Raw genomic sequence first — 20795 nt, forward strand, 5'->3', positions numbered from 1 at the left:
CCACCCGTGCAGAACTGGGGTCCAAGGTAGGTTAAGGGGAACGATTGTGAGAGTCAAGGACGACAGTAGTTCCCTTTCCCTGAGGCTCTTGTATGCTCGCTACGGCGACGAGGGAGACGAACCCAGGGTCGGTTGCGCTTCAAGCGATGCCGCACTTGACATGATGATCGCCGAGATAGGCCAGAGATTCTCGGCGGTCAGTCTTCGATGGGAGATTGTGCCGCTTCGTAATCCACTTCCATCGACGAGGGTCGTGGCGTTGGTGAGTGTCGGTTCGGCTGACAACCTGATTGGCGTCGAGGCGTTCGATAGTGTCGAGTCGGCCCTGGCCAGCGTTGCTTCTAGTGCGGACGCCACCGTGGAGAGTGTTGCGCTGGATCTCGTGGATATGGGCGCGATACATCGACTCACTCAATGAACTGACCACCCGCGTCGAGTTCTGACCGAACGTCACCGGCGATGACGCGGCGGAAGCTTGCTGACGACGTCGCGTTCCCCGTCGGGACGCTGGTCGGACGCAAGAACGATGCTGCAATTGGCGGCTCTTCGTAGATGAGGGGGGTCACGGGGTGATTTTGCCGGCGACGAGGAGCATGCGGAGGCGGTAGTTGTCGGCAGCGATCGCCCTGCCGAGGCGGTTGCGCTGCCGGTCGGGGAGTCGTTCGGGTGCGGTGCGCAGGATGTTGCGGATGCCGTAGAGCGGGTCGCCGGCCCGGACTCGGTGGCCGAGGGTGGCCGGTTGGACACGGCGGCGGACTTGTCGATGGCCTGACTGGTGAGCTTTACGACGTGGAACGCGTCCAAGACCGCGACGGCGTGGTCGAGATGGTCGTCGATGGCGTTCTCGTAGCCGTGGAATGGGTCAAGGGTCGCGATCTGAATCGGCTTGGGTTCTGTCCCTGTCGAATAGCTGAGTCGGCGGGGTGTTCCCGTCGGGAACGATGGCGCACCCCTGAGGACCTCCCAGGAACCGGCGTGCAAGAGGTTTGCGCAGGTCAGCGGGGTGTTCCTGCTGATCAGAGAGAGGGCGGCGCGGGTTTCAAGTCCCCCTCCGGACACTCGTTGAGACAGCGACGACGAAGGCCTCCTGGGTCCACGGCCGGTTCTAGCGATCCCCGCAACACCCTGGATTTCAGGGGGTTGCGGGGATCGTGGTTTCACCAGAGCTCAGGGCGCGGTTCTTCGAGGTCTTCGACGAGGTAGCGAGTGCGACGATCGCGGCGCGCGTGGTCGGGGTGAACAGGCATACGGCTGCCGGGTGGGTGCGCAAGGCTGGTCGGCGTTCTGAGGGGCAGGGTGGGCGTGGCCCGCATCCGCGCAGGGTCGAGTACGAACAGCTTCGCCGCACGGGTATGTCCCGGCGGCGGGCCGCGCAGCAGGTCGGGGTCAACGTGCGTACCGCGCTGGACTGGGACGCCGGGGTACGGAAGGCTCGCGGGGCTCGCATCTACCCGGATGGTCGCCGGGTGGACTACACCACGGGCGTGACGACTCATGTGGAAGTGGCCATCACGCCCTCGCTCGCTGCGCTGGAGGCCGAGCTGGATCCACGGTTCTTGACGTTGGCGGAGCGGGAGCAGATCGCTGACCTGCGCCGTGAGGGCGCCTCGTTGCGGGCGATCGGGCGGGCGTTGGGGCGCCCGGCCTCGACGATCAAGCGTGAGATCGACGCCCGGTCGGCCGGCGGGGTCTACCGACCCCATGCGGCCCAGCGGTCCTGGGTGGCGTCTCGGGCGCGCCCCAAGCGGGCCAAGCTCGCCGTGAATGGTCCGCTGCGCCAGTACGTGACCGCCAAGCTCGCGGTGCGGTGGTCGCCCGAACAGATCTGTCACGCTCTGGTCAAGGAGTATCCGAACGACGAGAGCATGCGGGTGAGTACCGAGACGATCTACCAGGCGCTCTACGTCCAGGCCCGCGGCGGGCTGCGTCGTGAGGTCGCGGCCGCGCTGCGCACCGGACGCACCCGCCGCAAGCCGCGCCGTAGCGCGGAGCAGCGCACGCCCCGGTTCGCCGACGAGATGGTGATGATCTCCGAACGACCGGCCCAGGTCGCCGACCGGGCCGTGCCCGGCCACTGGGAAGGTGACCTGATCGTGGGTACCGCCTCGCAGTCCGCGATCGTGACCCTGGTGGAACGCACCACCCGCTACGTGCTCCTGGGACACCTGCCCGGTGGACACACCGCCGAGGAGGTCCGCGACGTTCTGGTCCCGCTGATCGGGACCCTGCCCGCGCACCTGCGTGGCTCGCTGACCTGGGACCAGGGCAGCGAGATGGCCGCCCATCGCCAGTTCACGATGGCCACGAACGTGCCGGTCTACTTCTGCGACCCGCACTCGCCCTGGCAGCGCGGATCGAACGAGAACACCAACGGTCTGCTGCGTCAGTACTTCCCCAAGGGCACCGACCTGCGGGCCTACGGGCCCGAAGACCTCGAACACGTCGCCCAGGAACTCAACGGCCGACCACGCAAGACGCTCGACTGGGATACCCCAGCCGAGCGTCTGCGTGGTCTACTGACGGCCACATAACCATCAGGTGTTGCGAGGACCCCTGGAAACCGCCCACAACCAGGGGGTCTTCTGTCGTATCCGGCCACTTCCTCTGTTCGGGATGTTCCCGAGAGTGTTCCCACGGGAGGGGCTCCGTGTTCCCCTGGGTGTCCCCGCGTGCCCTCGGCGGGCGGCGTTCTCCTAGGTGGGAGCGGTGTTCGGAGGGGGACGGGCACCCCGATCAGGGGTCTTCCGTAGATGCTCGGCACCCCCGGCACGCCATGACGTCGAGCAGCTCGGTCGTCGGTGAGTGCTCAGGCGAGCGCCAGTCGCGGGTCGAATGGGCCCGGGTCCTACGACGCCGCTTCGTCCGGTCCTCACGCCGTCGAGCGGATCCCTGAGGGTGGTCAGGCGGGCTGGTGTGCGCGCCGGAGCGCTTCGTGGAGGGATGCGACGACGCTCGCTCCTTCGCCGGCGGCCGCGGCGACCCGTCGGAGCGAGCCGGCGCGGACGTCCCCGACGGCGAAGACGTTGCGCTGGCTGGTCTCGTACATCAGTGCTCCTGGCCGCGGGGCTGCGACGTGTGGGTGAGTGAGGACGTATCCGGTGGCGTCGCGTTCGCCGTCGAACATGTCGGCGTGGGGCGTGCCGCCGATCAGGCTGAAGACGCCAGCCGCGGCCAGAGGTCCGGTCGAGCCTGGCCGGTCGAGGTGGACCTCGAGCCCGTCGATGCTCCCGGTCAGTGCGGTGACCGTCGCGCCGGGCAGGACGTCGATGGACTCCGAGGCCGTGATGCGGTCCACGAGGTACTGCGACATGCCGGCGCGCAGGTCGCCGGAGCGCAGCACGACGGTGACGTGGCATCCGTGTTGCGCGAGGAAGACGGCGGCTTGCCCGGCGGAGTTGGCGCCGCCGACCACGACGCACGGGCGTCCGGCGACCAGGCCGGCTTCGACCGCTGTGGCGGCATGGTGCAGCCCTGCGCCGAGGAACTCTTCCTCGTCGGGTACTCCGAGTCGGCGGTAAGTGACGCCGGTGGCGAGCACGACGGTGCGTGCGGTCAGACGCGCACCGGAGCTGAGGTCGACGCGTTGGTGGCCGTCGGCGGTCGGTTCCACCGCGGTCACCCGGGCCGGTGCGAGGAGGTGGGCGCCGAACTTGAGTGCTTGGAGGGCTGCGCGGGTCGCGAGGTCTGCTCCTGACAGGCCCGCGGGGAATCCGAGGTAGTTCTCGATCCGGCTGGAGGTGCCGGCCTGCCCTCCCGGACCGGTGGCGTCCACCACGACGGTGCTCAACCCCTCCGAGGCACATCCGACAGCAGCGGCCATACCCGCAGGTCCCGCCCCGACGACGGCCACGTCGAGGACGGGTGACCCGGAGCCGGGGACGTCGGCCAGGCCCCACCAGGCGGCGACGAACTCGGGCGTGACCTGTGTGGTGACGCCTTGGGCGCGGAACGCGGCCGGCAGGTCGGCCGCGGTCAGGCCGGCGTGGTCGCAGGCGGTCCGGCCTTGGGGCGATGTCGGTTCGTGCCACCGGTGGGGCACGCTCATCCGGGTGAGGAAGGAACGCAGCGCGAGTCCTCGCGCCGTGTCCACGCTGCCGACGATCTCGAGGCACTCCGCCGCGTGGTCCAGCAGGTGCTCCCGGCGCCGGGTGAACGTCATCAGCAGCAGCCGGGCCAGGGCGTCCTCGTGCGCCATGAGTCGCCTCAGGGCGTCGCGCTCGATGTGGATCACCTGCCCGGGCCGGGTCACCCGCACGGTGAGGAAGGCACGGTGACCCATCAGGAGGTTCACCTCCCCCAGCGGGCTGCGGGGCGCGAACGAGGCCACCACTGCCTCGGCGCGCAGCACGGTGGCCTCGCGAACCGCGTCGGCGCTGGCCGACTCGAGCACGAAGAGGGTCCCGGTCCGGTCCCCGGCTCGGCGGAGCACCTCGCCGCTTTCGACGGTGCGGGACTCGCCGTAGCGGGCAAGGGTCCGCATCTCGGCGTCGGTGAAGGGACGAGGCGCCTCAGACACGGGTGGGCACTCCCGGGGTCAACCACACGACGCGTTCACGGAGCTGCTGGTCGGCGGCGTCCAGGACGTGCTGCAGGTCCGCGGCGGGTTCGCTGAAGTGACTCCATCCCTCGTAGTGCACCGGCACCGCACGGCGGGGCCGGACCGTGCGGACCAGCTCCAGGGCGTCGCGGCCGTCCATGCTGTAACGCAGGGGTCCGGTCAGGGGGAACCGGACACGACCCAGGTGCATGATCATCGTGTCGATCGTGAAGCGTCGGGGCACCTCGGCCAGTGCGGGGATCTTGACGGTGTCGCCGGTGATCCAGATCGCGCCGGTGCCGGCGGTCGGCTCGACGACGAAGCCGACGACGTCCCCGACGATCGGGCGGCTCCCGGCCGGTCCGTGGCGGCACGGGGTGGCCGTCACGCGCAGCGTCGGCCGGTCGGGGTCGCAGATCTCGGTCGTCGACCAGGGGTCGAGGCCGGTCACGTTCGGCATCCGCAGCCGGCGGGCCGCCGCCCTGGTGGACACCACGCGCGGGACTTCGGGCAGCAGCCGACGCCCGGCGTCGTCGAGGTTGTCCGCGTGGTGGTCGTGGCTGAGCAGGACCACGTCGATCGGGGGCAGGTCGTCCACGCCGATGGCCGGACCGGTGAGCTTGACCGACGAGGTGCCGAACCCGAAGCCGTAGCGGCGCCCGGGCGGGTCGAACGTCGGGTCCACCAGTAGACGCCAGCCGTCGACCTCGATGAGCAGGGTAGGCCCGCCGATGTGGACGAGTCGCAGTTCTCCGGTCATGGCTCTCTCCATGGATGCGCGGCGTGCTGGCGAGACAGGGCAGATGTCGGTGGGCGGCTTCGTCACAGCTGGGCTCGGGCGGCCTCCAGCAGTCGCAGCCACACCTCCGACACGGTAGGGAAGGGCGGCACGACGCTCCACAGGTGCCGCAGGTCCACGGCCGTGGTGATCGCGAGGGTGGCGGCGTAGAGCAGCTCGCTCGCTCCCGGGCCGACGAAGGTCGCGCCCCGAAGCCGCCGGCTGGACGGCTCGACGACGAGCTGCGCCCAGCCCCGGTAGGTGGGATCGAGCAGGGTTGCTCCAGCCAGGTTCGCCGGGTCGTACTCGACGGCCACGACGTCGCGATGCCCGCGAGCCTGCGCGAGCGTCTCTCCCACGGTGGCGACCTCCGGATCGGTGAAGACGACCTGCGGCACCGCGGGCTGGTGGACGGGGTGGGCCCGGTGCCCACGGGTCCTCGTGGCGGCGGCGCCCGAAGCGGCGTGCGATGTCCTCACCGGCGATACGGCCCTGATGCTTGCCCATGTGGGTGAGCATGCCCGGGCCGCCGTTGATGTCGCCGACGGCGTACAGCCAGTCCTGGGCACCTCCGACGCGCATGGCGTCGTCGACGGTCATCGTGTCCGGGTCGATCTGGACCGCCGCGAGCCCGGCGTCGTGGCGGCGCGGGATGCGCCCGGTGGCGACCATGACCTCGTCGGCCCACACCGCGTGCCCGTCGTCGAGGATCACCTCGACGGCCGTGCCGTGGCTGACCGTGCGCGCCACCGACGAGCACCGCACGTCGACGCCGGCCCCGACCAGCGCGTCCAGGACCAGCTGGGAGGCGCGCGGCTCAAGCTTCGACAGAAGGCGGTCGCCGGGTTCGAGCAGCGTGACCTCCGAGCCGAGGCCGGACAGCCAGGTCGCGGCCTCGCAGCCCACCACGCCGCCGCCGATGATGACGATCGACCGGGGCGCGCTGGTCATGGCCGTCGCCTCGTCGGAGGTCCACGGTTCGGACTCGGCCAGTCCCGGGATGTCGGGGATGTGGGGAGTGCTGCCCGTGGCCAGGACGACTGCGTGGCGGGCCGTGACGTCGACGGCAGTGCCCGAGGTCTGGGTCACACGCACCTGCCGGGTGCCTTGGAGCGTGCCGTGACCACGCAGCACGACCAGGCCCTCGCCCGTGGCCCAGGCGACCTGGGCGTCGTCGACGTGGCGGTGCACGACGGCGTCCCGGTGGCGCAGCACCGCCGCGATGTCGTGCACCTCGGCTCTCACGCCGGGCACCCGGCGGGCCTGAGCCGCGGCGGCCACCGGGCGCAGCAACGCCTTGCTGGGCATGCACGCCCAGTAGGAGCATGCACCGCCCACCAGGGCGCCCTCCACGACGGCGACCGTCAGTCCCGTGTGCTGCGCGGCGTACTGCGCTGCGGTCTCACCTGCTGATCCGCCGCCCAGCACCACCACGTCGTACTCCTCACTCATGGCCCACCTCCTGGTGCGTCGGGCTAGCGGGGTGCCGCGGTGACCGGCAGCACCTCCGGGTCGTCGAAGGGCCGCCGGCCGCCGCGCAGGTTGGCCTTCTCAGGCTGGAGTGAGCCAGGGTCGGCCCGTCTTGGCGTGCTCGAGGCCCCAGGTCAGGGCGTGGTCGGCCACCGCCTCCCAGCCAGGGGCTCCGCAGGTCCAGTGGTCGCGTCCCTCGAACTCGTGGTAGTCGGTCAGGGCCGGCGAGTGCTTGTAGTGCGACGCGTTGGCCTTGTTCACCGACGGCGGCATGATGTGGTCCTTCTCGCCGGCGATGAACAGCAGCGGGGCCCGGTCAGCCTTGTAGTCGACCCACGTGTCCTGGTGACCAGGCTTGAAGTTGGCGATCCGACCGCACTCCCACACCCAGAAGCCCGGGGCCGCGATGGCGTAGCGGTCCCAGATCTCCTTCGACTGCTGCGCGGTGAGTGTGTTGGTGAACGCGTAGTGGAACTCCTCGGGGGTGAAGCCCACGGCCTTGCGCCGGTTGGAGGGGTTCTTCAGAGCGGGGAAGAGTGACCTTGCCTGGGACACCGGGTTGACGCGCACTCCCTCGGTCGGCGCGGAGTCGATGACCACGCCTGCTGAGCCGAGCCCGCGGGCAAGGAGCAGCTGGGTCAGGGTGCCACCGAAGGAGTGACCCATGATGATCGGCGGGGTCTCGACGGATTCGACGACCTTCGTGAGGTGGTCGACGGTCGCCTCGACCGTGAGGTTCGCGATGATCTCCGGTCGCCGACGGAGCTCCTCGACCTCGACCTCGAACCCCGGGTAGGCGGGGGCGAGGACTCGCATGCCCTTGGCCTGGTAGTAGCTGATCCAGTCCTCCCAGCTGCGCGGGGTGACCCAGAGTCCGTGGACGAGGACGACGGTGTCGGGTGCGGTGTTCATGACGACTCTCCCTTCTGGTGGTTCGATCGGTCAGGAGCTGATGAAGTCGAGCAGGTCGGCGTGGAGCCGGTCCCGGTCGGTGTCGGGCAGCGTGTGCCCGCTGCCCTCGTAGACCTTCAGCACGGCGCCGTCGACGAGCTCTGCCGAGCGCTTCCCGCCGACCTCGAAGGGCACGATCTGGTCGTCGTCGCCGTGGATGACGAGGACGGGGACGTCGAGCTTGTCCAGGTCGGGGCGGAAGTCCGTCTCGGAGAACGCGGCGATGCACTCGTAGGCGGCGCGGTGCCCGCTGGCCATGCCCTGCAGCCAGAACGCGTCACGGAAGCCCTGGTCGATGTCACCGTTGCGGTTGTGGCCGAAGAAGGGTCCGTCGGCCAAGTCGCGGTACAGCTGGGACCGGTTGGCGGCCTCGCCGGCGCGGATCGCGTCGAACACGCTGATGTCCAGGCCCTCGGGGTTGTCGTCGCGCTTGAGCATCAGCGGTGGGACGGCCGAGACCAGGACGACCTTGGCGACGCGGGCACTGGAGTGCCGTCCGACGTAGTGCACGATCTCCCCGCCGCCGGTGGAGTGCCCGACGAGGGTGATGTCGTGCAGGTCGAGGGAGTCGATGAGGCAGGCGAGGTCGTCGGCGTAGGTGTCCATCTCGTTGCCCTGCCATGTCTGGGTCGAGCGGCCGTGCCCGCGGCGGTCGTGCGTGATGGCGCGGTATCCGTTTTCGGCCAGGAAGCGGGCGGTTGCTTCCCACGCGTCGGCGTTGAGGGGCCAGCCGTGGCTGAGCAGCACGGGCTTGGCGTCGGTGTCGCCGTAGTCCTTGTAGAAGATCAGGGCTCCGTCGTCGGTGATCACGGTAGGCATGGCGCTCTCCTTCGAAAGTGGTCCATCGTGGATCTTCAGCGTGGCCCGACGTTCCGGGGCATGAATCACGCGTACTGCGTAGTGGCGACCCTTCTGCTCGCCCCTGCGGTGGGCTCGGCGGCGCGCGCGGGTGGCAGTGCGGACAGGTGGTGGCGGAGCTCTCGTCGGCCGGTGACCTGCAGCTTCTGGTAGATCTTTCGCAGGTGGTAGTCGACCGTGTGCGGACTGATGTGCAGCTCGCTGGCGATCTCGAGGTTGGTCGCGCCGGCAGCTGCTCGTGCGGCGACCCTCGCCTCCTGCTCCGTGAGCTCGCGGCCGTAGCGTGAGGTCCGTTCCTGGGTGCAGATGCTGAGCTCGAGTTCGGCGCGGCGGCGCAGGTCGCAGGTGAGGGTGTCCCGGGCCCTGGTGAGCTGTTCCACGGCTTCGGCACGACGCCGCTGACGGCGCAGCCACTCCCCGTAGTGCAGCCGTGTCTTACCTATTTCCTCGTCAGCCACGACGATCGCGAACAGGGTCAGTGCCGTGACGAAGAGCGCTTCAGAGCATTCTTCGTCGGCCAGCAAAGCGGCGCACCGGGCGTGGATGCCGTGCACGAGCGGGGAGCCGACCGCCCGGGCCATCGTGGCCAGGCACACCATGGCGCGCAGGGCCTCACCGGAGCGATCCGAGCGGACCGAGGAGTCGACGACGTCCGCGAGGACCAGGCAGGACGTCTCGACCGCCGGGAGCAGGTCCGCGAGACGTTGCATGCCGGCCTCGGAACTCACCACTGGTTGATCGCCTTCGGTTCGCATCGCATCTCCTCCCGCGCAGTGCCGCCTCGGCTTCACACGAGGAGGTCTCGTCGCTCGCCCAGGAGCCTGCTGGTCGTTGAGATCAGGTGGTTGTCGCCACCGTAGGAAGACGCGATGGCCGATCACTTCCTGATCACTTCCCGAGCACGCCGGTGGGCTCGCGCGGCTTCGGGTGGATGGGCGATGATTGGCGCGTGGCCGCGGACGCCCCTGCGCTGGACGACAGACACCCTCCGGTGCGTCTTCGTGTCTTCGGTGGGCTGCGGGTGTTCCACCACGACGTGGAAGTCTCCGTGGGCCCGCCGATGCAGCAGGCCGTGTTCGCCCTGTTGCTCGCGTCCAGGGGTCGTACGGTCTCGCTGGATCGCATCGTCGAGATGCTGTGGGGTGACGACCCGCCGGTCTCGGCACGCAACCAGGTGCAGAAGTACGTCGGACGCCTACGCCAGCTGCTCGAGCCGGGCATCGGGGCCCACCAGGGCGGTTCCTGCCTGGTCGCGACCCGCGGCGGATACCGGCTCGAGACGATTGCGCTGGACTGCGAGCTCTCCCGGTTCGACGAGGCGGTCCGCGACCTGAGGCAGGCGACGGACACCGCCGTCGTCATGGACGCCGCTCGTACGGCACTGGACCTCGCCCACCTGGAGGCGTTCTGCGACCTCGACCCGGAACTGCGAGAACGAGAAGAGTTCCGCGCGCTGGACCGTCAGACGGTCGCTGTCGCCCTGGCTGCCGCGGACGCAGCCCTGGGGCTCGGCCGTGCGGGCGAGGTGGTCGACGCCGTCCGCGCCGTCGCGTACACCGCACCCCACGACGAGCCCCTCCAGGCGCGCGTGCTGCGCCTGCTCGCCGCCGACGGGCGCACGGCCGAAGCGCTTGTCGTCTACGACAACGTGCGTCGCCGGCTGCGTGAGGACCTCGGCGTCGAGCCCGGCGGCGAGCTGCGCGGCCTGTACGCCGAGCTGCTTCGACTCAGCGTGCCCGGAGGCGACCCCCTGCCCGTCAACGACGAGGCACCCGATGACGACGAGCCCGCCCAGACAGACCGGGTGGTTCCCCGCCAGCTGCCCCCAGACGTGGCGGGCTATGTCGACCGAGCTGCACTCACCGATGTCTTCGCCCGCATCGTCACCGACCGCGACGTCCGTGCCGTCGCCGTCAGCGGCATGCCCGGCATCGGCAAGACGACCCTCGCGGTGCACTGGGCCCACCGGCTCGCGGCACAGTTCCCCGACGGGCAGCTGTTCGTCAACCTGCGAGGTTTCGATCCCGTTGCCGCACCCGTCGACCCAGCGGTAGCGCTCCAGGGGTTCCTGCGAGCCCTGTCGGTGGACGGGCCTTGGCAGTCCAGGGATCTGCAGGACCTGGCCAACGACTTCCGCAGCGCCGTGGCCGGCCGCAGGATCCTGGTGGTGCTGGACAACGCCCACGATGCAGACCAGGTGCGTCCCTTGCTCCCGGGGTCATCGGAGTCACTGGTCATCATCACGAGCCGCAACCAGCTCACCAGCATGGTCGCGCGCGAAGGGGCACACGCTGTCCACCTCGGACCGTTGCGCGACGACGAGGCCACCACCCTGCTTGGCCGGCGGCTGGGCACGATGCGCCTAGAAGCACTCACGACGGCCCGTGACGACCTGCTCGCAGCGTGCTCGGGCCTTCCTCTCGCGCTGACCACCGTCTCGGCACGCGCTGCACTTAACCCACACCTGAACCTCGACGACATCGCCGCCGAGATCGTCTCGGCTCTGCAGGCCGACCCCGCCCGTGGTGTACGGATGACCTCCGACCTGGACCTGTCCTCTCTCTTCGACTGGTCCTACCGGCAGCTGACGACCGAAGCGGCCGAGCTGTTCACGTCGTTGAGCGCCAGCCCGAACCGGATGGTGTCCCTGCGACTCGCCGCCAGCCTGACCGGACGCACCGAGGACGAGTGCCGGGCCCTGGCACGTCAACTCAGCGATGCGAGCCTGATCGAGCAGTCGGCTGCCGGCGCCTACACGATGCACGACCTCCTGCACTCCTATGCGCTCGCCAAGGTCAGATCCGAAGGACGGCTCGGCATCCTGGAGGACCGGGTCGACCAGTACTACCTGCACTCCACCCACAACGCGTTCTTGAAGGCAGCCGCGCCTGCCGAAGACCTCGGACCGTGCCCGCCCGGCATCCTCCCGGAGGAGTTCGAGGATGGGCACGCGACCTACGACTGGTATCTGCGCGAACGGACAGCGATTGACGCTGTCGCCCGATCGATGGTTCGTCGTGGCCAGCAGCGTAGAGCGGTGTTGTTTGCTCTCGAACGACGGTTCATGTCCATCGATGTCGACTCTCACCACCAGTTCGCTGCGGTCTACCAGGAAGCCCTCGAGAACGCCGAGCAAGTCGGTGACGGCCTGCTGGCCGCCGAGGTGCGCCGTCATCTCGGCCGCGGGCTCGCCCTGCAGGGTCATCATGAGCGGGCCAAGGCAGAACTCGGTCTCGCTGCGGCAGCCTTCCACGCTGCCGGTGACGAGTACGGGCAGCTGGTGAGCGTCTACACGCTCGCCGGCATCGAGTTCGAGGCCGGCGACCTCGAAGGGTCAATAGCGACCTACACGAGAGTCACCCGGATGGCAGGGACAGAGCACGCCTGGCTGGCGGCGTACTGCGCCGCAGAGATTGCCAAGATTCTTCACATCCGGGAGGACTACCAGGGGGCGCTGGACTGGTGTAATCACGCGAAGAGTCTCGATGATTCGGAAGGGCTGATCGACTACCTGCGCGTGGTGCTCCTGCGGTGCTACACGGAACTGGGAAAGTTCGAAGCAGCGATCGAAGTCGCAGAGCAACCCTTTCCTATGCTTGCCTCCGTCACGACCGATGGCGAGTTGGTCGACCTGTATGCGATCGCCTACAGCTACTACCGGACCGGGGATGTCGCCAAGGCACTGGCCGTCTGCGCCCGCTACCTGCCTCGGGCCGCCCAGATACGACGACACCGCCACTCGCAGTACATCCTGGCCTCCGACCTGCACAAGATCCGCGAGATCCTGGTCGCGACCGGCAACGAACACTGGGCCGAGGGCGACCTCTTCGACCACATCGACTGAGCAGAAATGACGCCGTGCCCCGCGGGTTCTCCCGGCCGTAGGGCGCATCGGGCCCGTCCTGCGAGCAGCTGCGCGCACTTTCGCTGACGACCGCGCCTCGGGCGTGTGTCCGTGTGCGGCAACCTGCCGGGGTGAGCCGTGTTCACGCTGGCGCAATCGGTCCATCTCGAGAACTCCGGTCAGTGGCTTCATCGGCGGCGCTGGCGGAAGCCACCTTCCTCCTGCACCAGGTCAAAGCGCGCGCAACAGCACTCTGGTACGGAAGGATGTCCACGTGACCGTGGACGTTCCCGACGCCGAGGAGATGCGTACGCATGTGCGCATTCGTGTCTTCGGTGGATTGCGCGTGTTCCATGACGAGATGGAGGTCCAGGTCGGTCCACCCATGCAGCAGGTGATACTGGCCAGGCTGCTGGTCTCGAGGGGGCGCACGGTGCCGACGGGTCGCATCGTCGAGATGTTGTGGGGCGACGCCCCGCCGGTCTCGGCACGCAACCAGGTGCAGAAGTACGTCGGCCGGTTGCGGCAACTGCTTGAGCCGGGCATCGGCGCCCACCAGGGCGGTGCCTGCCTGGTCGCGACCCGCGGCGGATACCGGCTCGAGACGATTGCGCTGGACTGCGAGCTCTCCCGGTTCGACGAGGCGGTCCGCGACCTGAGGCAGGCGACGGACACCGCCGCCGCCCTGGACGCCGCTCGTACGGCACTGGACCTCGCCCACCTGGAGGCGTTCTGCGACCTCGACTCGGAACTGCGAGAACGAGAAGAGTTCCGCGCGCTGGACCGTCAGACGGTCGCTGTCGCCCTGGCTGCCGCGGACGCAGCCCTGGGGCTCGGCCGTGCGGGCGAGGTGGTCGACGCCGTCCGCGCCGTCGCACACACCGCACCCCACGACGAGCCCCTCCAGGCGCGCGTGCTGCGTCTCCTCGCCGCCGACGGGCGCACGGCCGAAGCGCTGGTCGTCTACGACAGCGTGCGCCGCCGGCTGCGTGAGGACCTCGGCGTCGAGCCCGGCGGCGAGCTGCGTGGCCGGTATGCCGAACTGTTGCGGCTCAGCGCCCCCGGAGGCGACCCCTTGCCTGTCATGGACGAGGCACCCGACGGCGGCGACGAGCCCGCCCAGCATGATCGGGTGGTTCCCCGCCAGTTGCCCCCGGACGTGGCGGGCTACGTGGAGCGCTCCGCGCTCACCGACGTGTTCGACCGGCTCGGCACGGACCGCGACATCGGCGCCATCGCCGTCAGCGGCATGCCCGGTATCGGCAAGACGACCCTCGCGGTGCACTGGGCCCACCGGCTCGCGGCACGCTTCCCCGACGGGCAGCTGTTCGTCAACCTGCGCGGCTTCGATCCCGTGGCCACACCAGTGGAACCGGCCGCAGCGCTCGAGGGCTTCCTGCGCGCGCTCGCCGTCGACAGGACCAAGCAGACCGGGGACCTGCAGGACCTGACCAACGACTACCGCAGCGCCGTAGCAGGCCGCAGGATCCTGGTCGTGCTGGACAACGCCCGAGACACCGACCAGGTGCGGCACCTGCTCCCAGGTTCGCCGGAGTCACTGGTCATCGTCACCAGCCGCAACCAGCTGACCAGCCTGGTGGCGCGCGAGGGTGCGCACGCCGTCCACCTCAGGCCGTTGCACGACGACGAAGCCGCCACCCTGCTCGGCCGGCGTCTCGGTCAGGCACGTCTCGAAGCCCTCACCAGCGCCCGCGACGACCTGCTCGCCGCCTGCTCCGGGCTGCCCCTCGCCCTGACCACCGTCTCAGCCCGAGCCGCCCTCAACCCACACCTGAACCTCGACGACATCGCCACCGAGATCGTCTCAGCCCTGCACGCCGCCCCCGCCCCCGGCGCAGGGACGACCGCCGATCTGGACCTGACCTCTCTGTTCGACTGGTCGTATGACCAGCTCACGACCGAAGCGGCCGAGCTGTTCACGTCGCTCAGCGCAAGCCCGAACCGGATGGTGTCCCTGCGACTCGCGGCCAGCCTGATCGGTCGCACCGAGGACGAGTGCCGGGCCCTGGCACGCCAGCTCACGGACGCGAGCCTGATCGAGCAACCGGCCGCCGGCACCTACACGATGCACGACCTCCTCCACGCCTACGCGCTCACCAAACTCGTAGCCGAGGGCCGCACCGAAGCGCTGGAAGAACGCATCGACCAGTACTACCTGCACTCCGCACGGAACGGGCTGCGGACGTTGCCCTCACCCGCCGGCGAAGACCTCGGACCCTGTCCTCCTGGGATCCTCCCCGAGGATTTCGATGGTCCGGAGTCCTCGCACGATTGGTATGCGCGCGAACGGAAGGCGATCGACGCTGTCACCAAGTCCATGGTGCGCCGGGGGCATCAGCGCCGAGCCGTGCTGCTCGCTGTGGATCGGCGGGTCCAGAGCTTCGCGGTCGACTCACACGACCAGTTCGTCAGCATCTTTCAGGAGGCACTTGAGAACGCCGAGGCAGTCGGTGACGAGTTGTTGATCGCCGACGTGCGACGGCACCTCGGCCGCGGATTCTCTGCGCAAGGACAATATGGGCATGCCAGGGCTGAACTCGAGCGTGCAGCGACGGCCTTCCACGCTGCGGGCGATGAGTTTGGCCAGTTGATGAGTCGATACACGCTCGCATGCGTGGAACGTGACGCTGGACTCCTCGAGGACTCCAAGAAGTCCTTCATGGAAGTGACTCGGCTTGCGCCGACGCAGGGTCAGGAGTGGCTGGGTGCAGTGGCGGCGATGGAGATCGCCAACACATTCCTCCTGGAAGAGGACTACGCCTCGGCTCTCCAATGGGCCCAGAAGGTGAGGGACTTCGACCCTGCTGAGGAATCGGATCCCAGCTTCCGCCAGGTACTGATGGCTTGCTACACCGGACTCGGTCAATACCGGCGAGCTATCAAGGTCGCAGAGCAAGATCCCCCACTCTTTGCCTCACGTACGCTGCCCGACTCCGACCTGGCGGGCCTCCCCGCGATCGCGTACAGCTACTTCAAGGTGGGAGACATCCCCAAGGCGCTTGCGTCCTGCGCTCTCTACCTGCCTCGGGCCGGCGAGATACGGCGCCATCGCCAGTCAATATTCATCCAGGCCTCCGAGCTGCGCATGATCCGCGAGATCCTCGTCGCGACAGGCAACGAGCACTGGGCCGAGGGCGACCTGTTCGACGACATCGACTGACCGCATGACGCTGTGCCCCGCGGGGTTCTCCCGGCCGCGGGGCACAGCGGGTCCTGGCTACGACCGTGCAGCCGCCTTGATCACGCTGAGCACGGAGAACGGGTGACTCATCATCACCGCGTGCGAGCTGCGGATCTCCACCGTGCGCGCGTCGGCACGCTCGGCCATCTCCCGCTGCGCCACGGGCGGGATGATGCGGTCCTTTGTCGCGACGACGAACCAGGTCGGCACCGACTCCCAGGCCGGTTCACCAGGCGAAGTCACCAGAGCGGACAGCGCGCCCGGCCGCTGCGAGCCGGCCATCGTCTCGGCGAGACGGCGTGGCAGATCCGCGGCGAACAGCTGCGGGAACCACTCCGGATCGATGTAGGCGTCGTAGTCACCCTGAGCAGCACCGGGGAACGGCCGCAGCACCAGGTGGTCGGTGACCTCGGCGTGCCCGCCGCCCAGGTGGTTGGCCTGCGCGACCGACTCGCCCTCGTCGAGGGCGTACGCCGCGACGTACACCAGTGACTTCACCTGGTTGTTGCCCGTAGCGGCGTCTGTGATCACGGCGCCCCCGTAGGAGTGGCCCACCAGGACGATCGGGCCCTCGATCGTGCCGAGGAACGCCCGCAGGTAGTCGGCGTCGTACTCGACACCGCGCAGCGGGTTCGAGAACGCCAGCACCGGGTATCCGTCGTCCTGCAGCCTCTCGGCGACGACCGTCCATCCGCTGGAGTCGGCGAACGCACCGTGGACCAGGACGACCGTCGGCTTGGGACCGCTGTGACGCCCCGCCTCGATGACGGCCGGCGAGCTCGCCGGGCCCGCAGAAGCGCTGAGGGGTGCGGTCCCGAGGACCGCGACAAGTACCGCGACCAGCACCGCGACGACGCGGCGTGAACTCTTGGCGAGCGAGGACATGGCAACTCCTTCGACTGGGACGGTGGAGTTCCAGAGTCACTGCATGGCAGCGTCGGCGGATCACGTATCCCACGTAGTCGTGTCCCGGCCCGGAAGCGCATCAACGGAGCGCCAGCAGCAGCTCACCAGGGTGTTCCCGTCGGGAACGGTGGCGTACCACTGAGGGCCTGCGGAGAACCAGTGTGTACGAGGTTTGTGCAGGTCAGCGGCTGTTTCGGCTAGTCAAGGGGGCGTCGGGGCGGGTTTCAAGTCCCCCTCCGGACACTCGTTGAGACAGCGACGACGAAGGCCTCCTGGGTCCACAACCAGGAGGTCTTCTGTCGTATTCGGCCGCATCCTGGGTTCGAGATGCTCCCGTTGTGTTCCCGCGGGAGGGAGCTCCGCTTTCCCACGGGTGTTCCCAGGCGCCCTCGGCTGGGGTGTTCTCCCAGGTGGGTCTCGTGTCTGGAGTGGGACTGGCACCCCGCGGGCAGCATCGCTCGTTTGCCGGCGCTGCAGCGGGCGGGGGGCCGGTGTAGCTTCCGAGTTTCAGACGGGCCGGTGCTCAGGTCGCCCGTGAGCGACCCATTCTTGAGCCTGGGCCGTGGCCTGGTCGTGACCGGCCTGTGCGCCCTCGAGTGTGTAGTACCGCTCGCTGAATATCCAGAGGTGGGACTCTGGTTCGTCGTCGACGGGGTCGATGTAGACCTCGGTTTCGAAGATGAGGGGTCGGCCCTTCGCTCTGAACGTGTAGTCCAGTCCCAACCATGCCGTCACGACGTCGTACGGTCCGATCTTGTCCCTGCCGATGATGGAGTACTCGGGGGTCCGCAGTTCGACCCATCGGCGCATGGTGATCTGCGTGCCGTCCTTGTCGTGGTACCGGATCTTGATGTCCATGTACCTGCGCATCCAACGCTCGGCAGCGTCGTGCTTGTCGTCTTCGTCAGTCATGTCCTCTCCCCTCCGAAGGTGTTCGGGATCCGAGTGTCCAGCGAGCGGTGGGTGCGGGCAAGAGGCGCCGACGTCGCTCGGGATCGAGGCATGGGAGCAATACGGCTTGGGTGTAGTGCGATGGGATCGCGATCCTCGGTCAAGCACTCGACACCCGCGCCTGGAGCCTGGCGTTCTCCCGCTGCAGCTGCTTGGTCTCCACGCCGGCCTCGGCCGTCACTACCAGGGGCCCGCGTGTCGACATCATGGTTGACGACGAGCGTCCGACGGGGTAACTTCCTCTCAGTCATACGATTAACGAACGCTCCAAGGAGGTGGCGACGCATGGCCCGGCGCGCGAAGAAGCAGGCGACGATGTGGGACGTCGCCACTCTGGCGGGTGTTTCCCAGGCGACCGTCTCTCTGGTGCTGAACGGCGCGCACGACGGCCGGGTATCGGCAAAGACTCGTGACCGTGTCATGGCAGCTGCCACTGAACTTGACTACCGGACGAATGCGTACGCTCGATCGCTGCGCAGCGGTAAGTCGGGCATGGTGGGTTTCATCTCGGACGAGGTTGCCAGTGCACCCTTTGCGGGTCGCCTCCTCAAGGGTGCTCAGGAACTCGCCTGGGAGACCGGTCACGTCATCCTCAGTGTTGACACGTACAACGATCCGGACCTCGAGGCAGCCGCCATCGACATGATGCGTTCCTACCGAGTCCGTGGGGTCATCTATGCGTCGATGTACCACCGGGTGGTGCAGCTCCCTGGCGCGCTTGAGGGCGTCCCGACCGTCGTCGTCAACGCTCAAGAGGCCGAGGACCGGGTCCTGAGCTTCTTCCCCGACGAAGAGGCAGGCGGCTACTCCGCGACCCGGCAGCTCCTCGACGCCGGGCACAGGCGGGTGGCGATGATCAACATCCAGTCGCCGGACTCCACCCTCCCGGCGGGGCTGGGTCGCCTCGCCGGCTACCGGCGTGCCCTTGACGAGAGCGGCGTGGGGTTCGACCCGCGCCTGGTGCGTTATGGGACGGGTGACGTGGACGACGGCCTCACCCTGGCGCGCGATCTCATGACGACCGGTGAGGCGCCGACCGCCATCTTCTGCGGGAACGACCGCACGGCGTGGGGCGCCTATCGGGCGCTCGAGTCGCTGGGTTTGCACGTTCCGGACGACTGCTCGGTCGTCGGCTTCGACAATCAGGACATGCTGGCGCCCAACCTGGATCCAGGTCTGACGACGCTCGCGCTGCCCTTCGAGCGGATGGCCCGTGACGCGCTCCGGTCGCTGCTCAATCCTCCGGTCGGCGATGTCGCCGACTACCCCATCGAATGTCCGCTGGTCACGCGTGGATCAGTGGCAAGTGCGAAGGTGCGCACCGCATGACGACACATGCTCCTCCTGTCGCTGATCGGCAGACGCGGCCGCGGCCGCTTCCTGCGTGGAAGCGGGCTGCCCGATCATGGCAGTTATACGTATTACTAACTCCGGCTGTGCTGTACGTCCTGGTCTTTAAGTACTGGCCGATGTACGGCGCGCAGATCGCATTCCGCAACTTCAACCCTGTTGACGGATTCGCCGGCAGCCCGTGGGTCGGGCTGGAGCACTTCGAGCGCTTCATCACGTCCTTCCAGTTCGAGCGGCTGCTGACGAACACCCTGTCGATCAACGCCCTCGGGCTGCTCATCGCGTTCCCCGTGCCGATCGTGCTGGCGCTGATGGTCAACCAGCTGCAGAGCGACCGATTCAAGAAGTTCACGCAGACGGTGCTCTACTCCCCGTCCTTCATCTCTGTCGTGGTGGTAGTGGGAATGATCTTCCTGCTCTTCTCGCCTCGGTCGGGGATTGTGAACAACGCCATCACCGCGTTCGGCGGCGAGCCGGTGTTCTTCATGGGCTCACCCGAATGGTTCCGGCAGCTGTACATCGGGTCGGACATCTGGCAGAACGCCGGCTTCTCGATGATCGTGTACCTCGCTGCCCTGACGGCGATCGATCCTGCGCTGCACGAGGCCGCCCGCGTCGACGGCGCGAACAAGTGGCAGCGGATCCGCCACATCGACATCCCCGGGATCATGCCGGTCATCACGATCCTGTTCATCCTCGCGATCGGCAACCTGTTCAACCTCGGTTTCGAGAAGGTCCTGCTGATGCAGACCGACCTGAACATCCCGACGTCCGAAGTGATCCAGACCTACGTCTACAAGACGGGTCTGCAGGGCGCGCAGTTCAGCTATTCGGCCGCGATCGGCCTGTTCAACTCCCTGATCAACCTCGCCCTCCTGCTGACCTTCAACTGGGTCGCCCGGCGGGCCAACCAGTCGAGCTTGTGGTGATGACGCCGTGACTTCCACCGCCCCCCACGACCCCGTGGTCGCCACCCCGCCCGCGAGTACCGGTCGCGCCCCTCAGGCCGTCACACCGGTGCGCCGCCGGCTCCCGAAGATCGGCACGGCCGACCGTGCGCACGACGTCGTCGTGGGCACCGTGCTTGTCCTGGCGATCGCAGCGATCCTCTATCCGCTGTACTTCATCGTCATCGCCTCGGTCAGCGAGCCGTCGGCGATCCTCAACGGCGACGTGTGGCTCTGGCCCCAGGGCTTCACCCTGGACGGATACGCCAGGATCCTCTCGGACCCCGGCATCCTGCGCGGGTTCGGCAACTCCCTGCTGTACACGACGCTGGCGACCCTGGTCAGCGTCACCGTGATCCTGTGCGGGGCCTACGCCCTGTCGCGCAAGGACCTCTACGGACGGAAGTTCTTCACGCTGCTGTTCATCATCACGATGTTCATCGACGGCGGCCTGATCGCCCGATACCTCGTCGTCCAGGACCTCGGCATGCTCAACACCATCTGGGCCGTGATCCTGCCCGGCGCCGTCGGAGTGTGGAACCTGATCATCGCCCGGTCTTTCTTCGAGAGCAACGTCCCGGACGAGCTCCGGGATGCCGCCCAGCTCGACGGGGCCAACGACTTCCGTTTCTTCGCTCGAATCGTCCTGCCGCTGTCGAAGCCGCTGATCGCGCTCATGGTGATGATCCACCTGGTCGCGAACTGGAACGCGTTCTTCGATGCACTCATCTTCCTGGACGACGAACGCATGTACCCGCTCCAGCTCGTGCTGCGCAACGTGCTCATCCAATCCGAGGTGACGGCGGCCGGCGGCTCCGGAGCGCTCGACTCCTACGCCGCCGCCCAGCGCCTGGGGGAGCTGATCAAGTACGGAATGATCGTCATCTCCTCAGCGCCGCTGCTCATCGCTCTGCCGTTCATGCAGAAGCACTTCACCAAGGGCGCGCTTCTCGGCGCCGTCAAGAGCTGACGCCCCTCGGTTCTTCTTTCCCACCAGACCA

Annotated in this window: 15 protein-coding genes and 2 pseudogenes; 7 read left to right on the forward strand and 10 right to left on the reverse strand. The window is 68.2% G+C overall.

All coding sequences use genetic code 11. From position 1 onward, the window contains the following. The first annotated feature begins 46 nt into the window (after positions 1 to 46). Complete coding sequence (locus ATJ88_RS18055) at positions 47 to 418, forward strand: hypothetical protein (protein WP_141538633.1); 372 nt, start codon at positions 47 to 49, stop codon at positions 416 to 418. 195 nt (positions 419 to 613) lie between these two features. Here the strand turns inward: ATJ88_RS18055 and ATJ88_RS08505 are convergent. Further along, positions 614 to 882, reverse strand: a pseudogene (locus ATJ88_RS08505) (transposase); the annotation flags it as partial. Positions 883 to 1352: 470 nt separating this feature from the next. Here ATJ88_RS08505 and ATJ88_RS08510 point away from each other — a divergent pair. Then, positions 1353 to 2531, forward strand: a complete 1179-nt coding sequence (locus ATJ88_RS08510) for an IS30 family transposase (protein ID WP_141538634.1) — start codon at positions 1353 to 1355, stop codon at positions 2529 to 2531. 368 nt (positions 2532 to 2899) lie between these two features. Here the strand turns inward: ATJ88_RS08510 and ATJ88_RS08515 are convergent, their stop codons facing one another. The 7 genes and pseudogenes from ATJ88_RS08515 to ATJ88_RS08540 all read right to left on the reverse strand — a co-directional run bounded on the left by ATJ88_RS08515 (position 2900) and on the right by ATJ88_RS08540 (position 9322). After that, complete coding sequence (locus ATJ88_RS08515) at positions 2900 to 4516, reverse strand: FAD-dependent oxidoreductase (protein WP_098463456.1); 1617 nt, start codon at positions 4514 to 4516, stop codon at positions 2900 to 2902. Continuing rightward, a complete protein-coding gene (locus tag ATJ88_RS08520; RefSeq protein ID WP_098463457.1) occupies positions 4509 to 5297 on the reverse strand; it encodes an MBL fold metallo-hydrolase in 789 nt (262 codons plus the stop codon). The genes ATJ88_RS08515 and ATJ88_RS08520 overlap by 8 nt, the downstream gene beginning before the upstream one ends. Positions 5298 to 5359: 62 nt before the next feature. Then, positions 5360 to 5674: a hypothetical protein gene (locus ATJ88_RS18755; protein WP_245852632.1), complete on the reverse strand. Its 315-nt coding sequence runs from the start codon at positions 5672 to 5674 to the stop codon at positions 5360 to 5362. 196 nt (positions 5675 to 5870) lie between these two features. Then, positions 5871 to 6767 (reverse strand): annotated as a pseudogene (locus ATJ88_RS18760) (FAD-dependent oxidoreductase); the annotation flags it as partial. Positions 6768 to 6866: 99 nt separating this feature from the next. After that, positions 6867 to 7697 (reverse strand): alpha/beta hydrolase, encoded by an 831-nt coding sequence (locus ATJ88_RS08530; RefSeq protein ID WP_098463458.1) that lies wholly within the window; start codon positions 7695 to 7697, stop codon positions 6867 to 6869. Positions 7698 to 7727: 30 nt separating this feature from the next. Next, the gene (locus ATJ88_RS08535) at positions 7728 to 8555 is read right to left on the reverse strand and encodes an alpha/beta fold hydrolase (RefSeq protein WP_098463459.1); all 828 of its coding nucleotides are present in this window, start codon (positions 8553 to 8555) and stop codon (positions 7728 to 7730) included. Between the two features lie 65 nt (positions 8556 to 8620). After that, positions 8621 to 9322 (reverse strand): helix-turn-helix transcriptional regulator, encoded by a 702-nt coding sequence (locus ATJ88_RS08540; RefSeq protein ID WP_170023574.1) that lies wholly within the window; start codon positions 9320 to 9322, stop codon positions 8621 to 8623. Between the two features lie 221 nt (positions 9323 to 9543). On the opposite strand from ATJ88_RS08540, the gene ATJ88_RS08545 reads away from it, so the two are divergent. Together ATJ88_RS08545 and ATJ88_RS08550 are read left to right on the forward strand one after the other, a co-directional pair. Then, positions 9544 to 12438 (forward strand): AfsR/SARP family transcriptional regulator, encoded by a 2895-nt coding sequence (locus tag ATJ88_RS08545; protein ID WP_170023576.1) that lies wholly within the window; start codon positions 9544 to 9546, stop codon positions 12436 to 12438. Positions 12439 to 12712: 274 nt separating this feature from the next. Beyond that, entirely contained in the window at positions 12713 to 15619 is a 2907-nt protein-coding gene (locus ATJ88_RS08550) for a BTAD domain-containing putative transcriptional regulator (RefSeq protein ID WP_098463462.1), read from the forward strand. 57 nt (positions 15620 to 15676) lie between these two features. Here ATJ88_RS08550 and ATJ88_RS08555 read toward each other — a convergent pair whose 3' ends face one another. After that, entirely contained in the window at positions 15677 to 16525 is an 849-nt protein-coding gene (locus ATJ88_RS08555; protein WP_098463463.1) for an alpha/beta fold hydrolase, read from the reverse strand. A gap of 528 nt (positions 16526 to 17053) precedes the next feature. Further along, positions 17054 to 17458 (reverse strand): hypothetical protein, encoded by a 405-nt coding sequence (locus ATJ88_RS08560; RefSeq protein ID WP_098463464.1) that lies wholly within the window; start codon positions 17456 to 17458, stop codon positions 17054 to 17056. Positions 17459 to 17782: 324 nt separating this feature from the next. Between ATJ88_RS08560 and ATJ88_RS08565 the strand changes: the two genes are divergently transcribed. The 3 genes from ATJ88_RS08565 to ATJ88_RS08575 all read left to right on the forward strand — a co-directional run bounded on the left by ATJ88_RS08565 (position 17783) and on the right by ATJ88_RS08575 (position 20764). Beyond that, a complete protein-coding gene (locus ATJ88_RS08565; protein ID WP_098463465.1) occupies positions 17783 to 18826 on the forward strand; it encodes a LacI family DNA-binding transcriptional regulator in 1044 nt (347 codons plus the stop codon). Positions 18827 to 18933: 107 nt separating this feature from the next. Continuing rightward, complete coding sequence (locus ATJ88_RS08570) at positions 18934 to 19776, forward strand: ABC transporter permease (RefSeq protein ID WP_245852258.1); 843 nt, start codon at positions 18934 to 18936, stop codon at positions 19774 to 19776. 7 nt (positions 19777 to 19783) lie between these two features. Continuing rightward, entirely contained in the window at positions 19784 to 20764 is a 981-nt protein-coding gene (locus ATJ88_RS08575; protein WP_245852260.1) for a carbohydrate ABC transporter permease, read from the forward strand. Positions 20765 to 20795 lie beyond the last annotated feature (31 nt).

Source organism: Isoptericola jiangsuensis, assembly GCF_002563715.1.
GTDB classification, from domain to species: Bacteria; Actinomycetota; Actinomycetes; order Actinomycetales; family Cellulomonadaceae; genus Isoptericola; species Isoptericola jiangsuensis.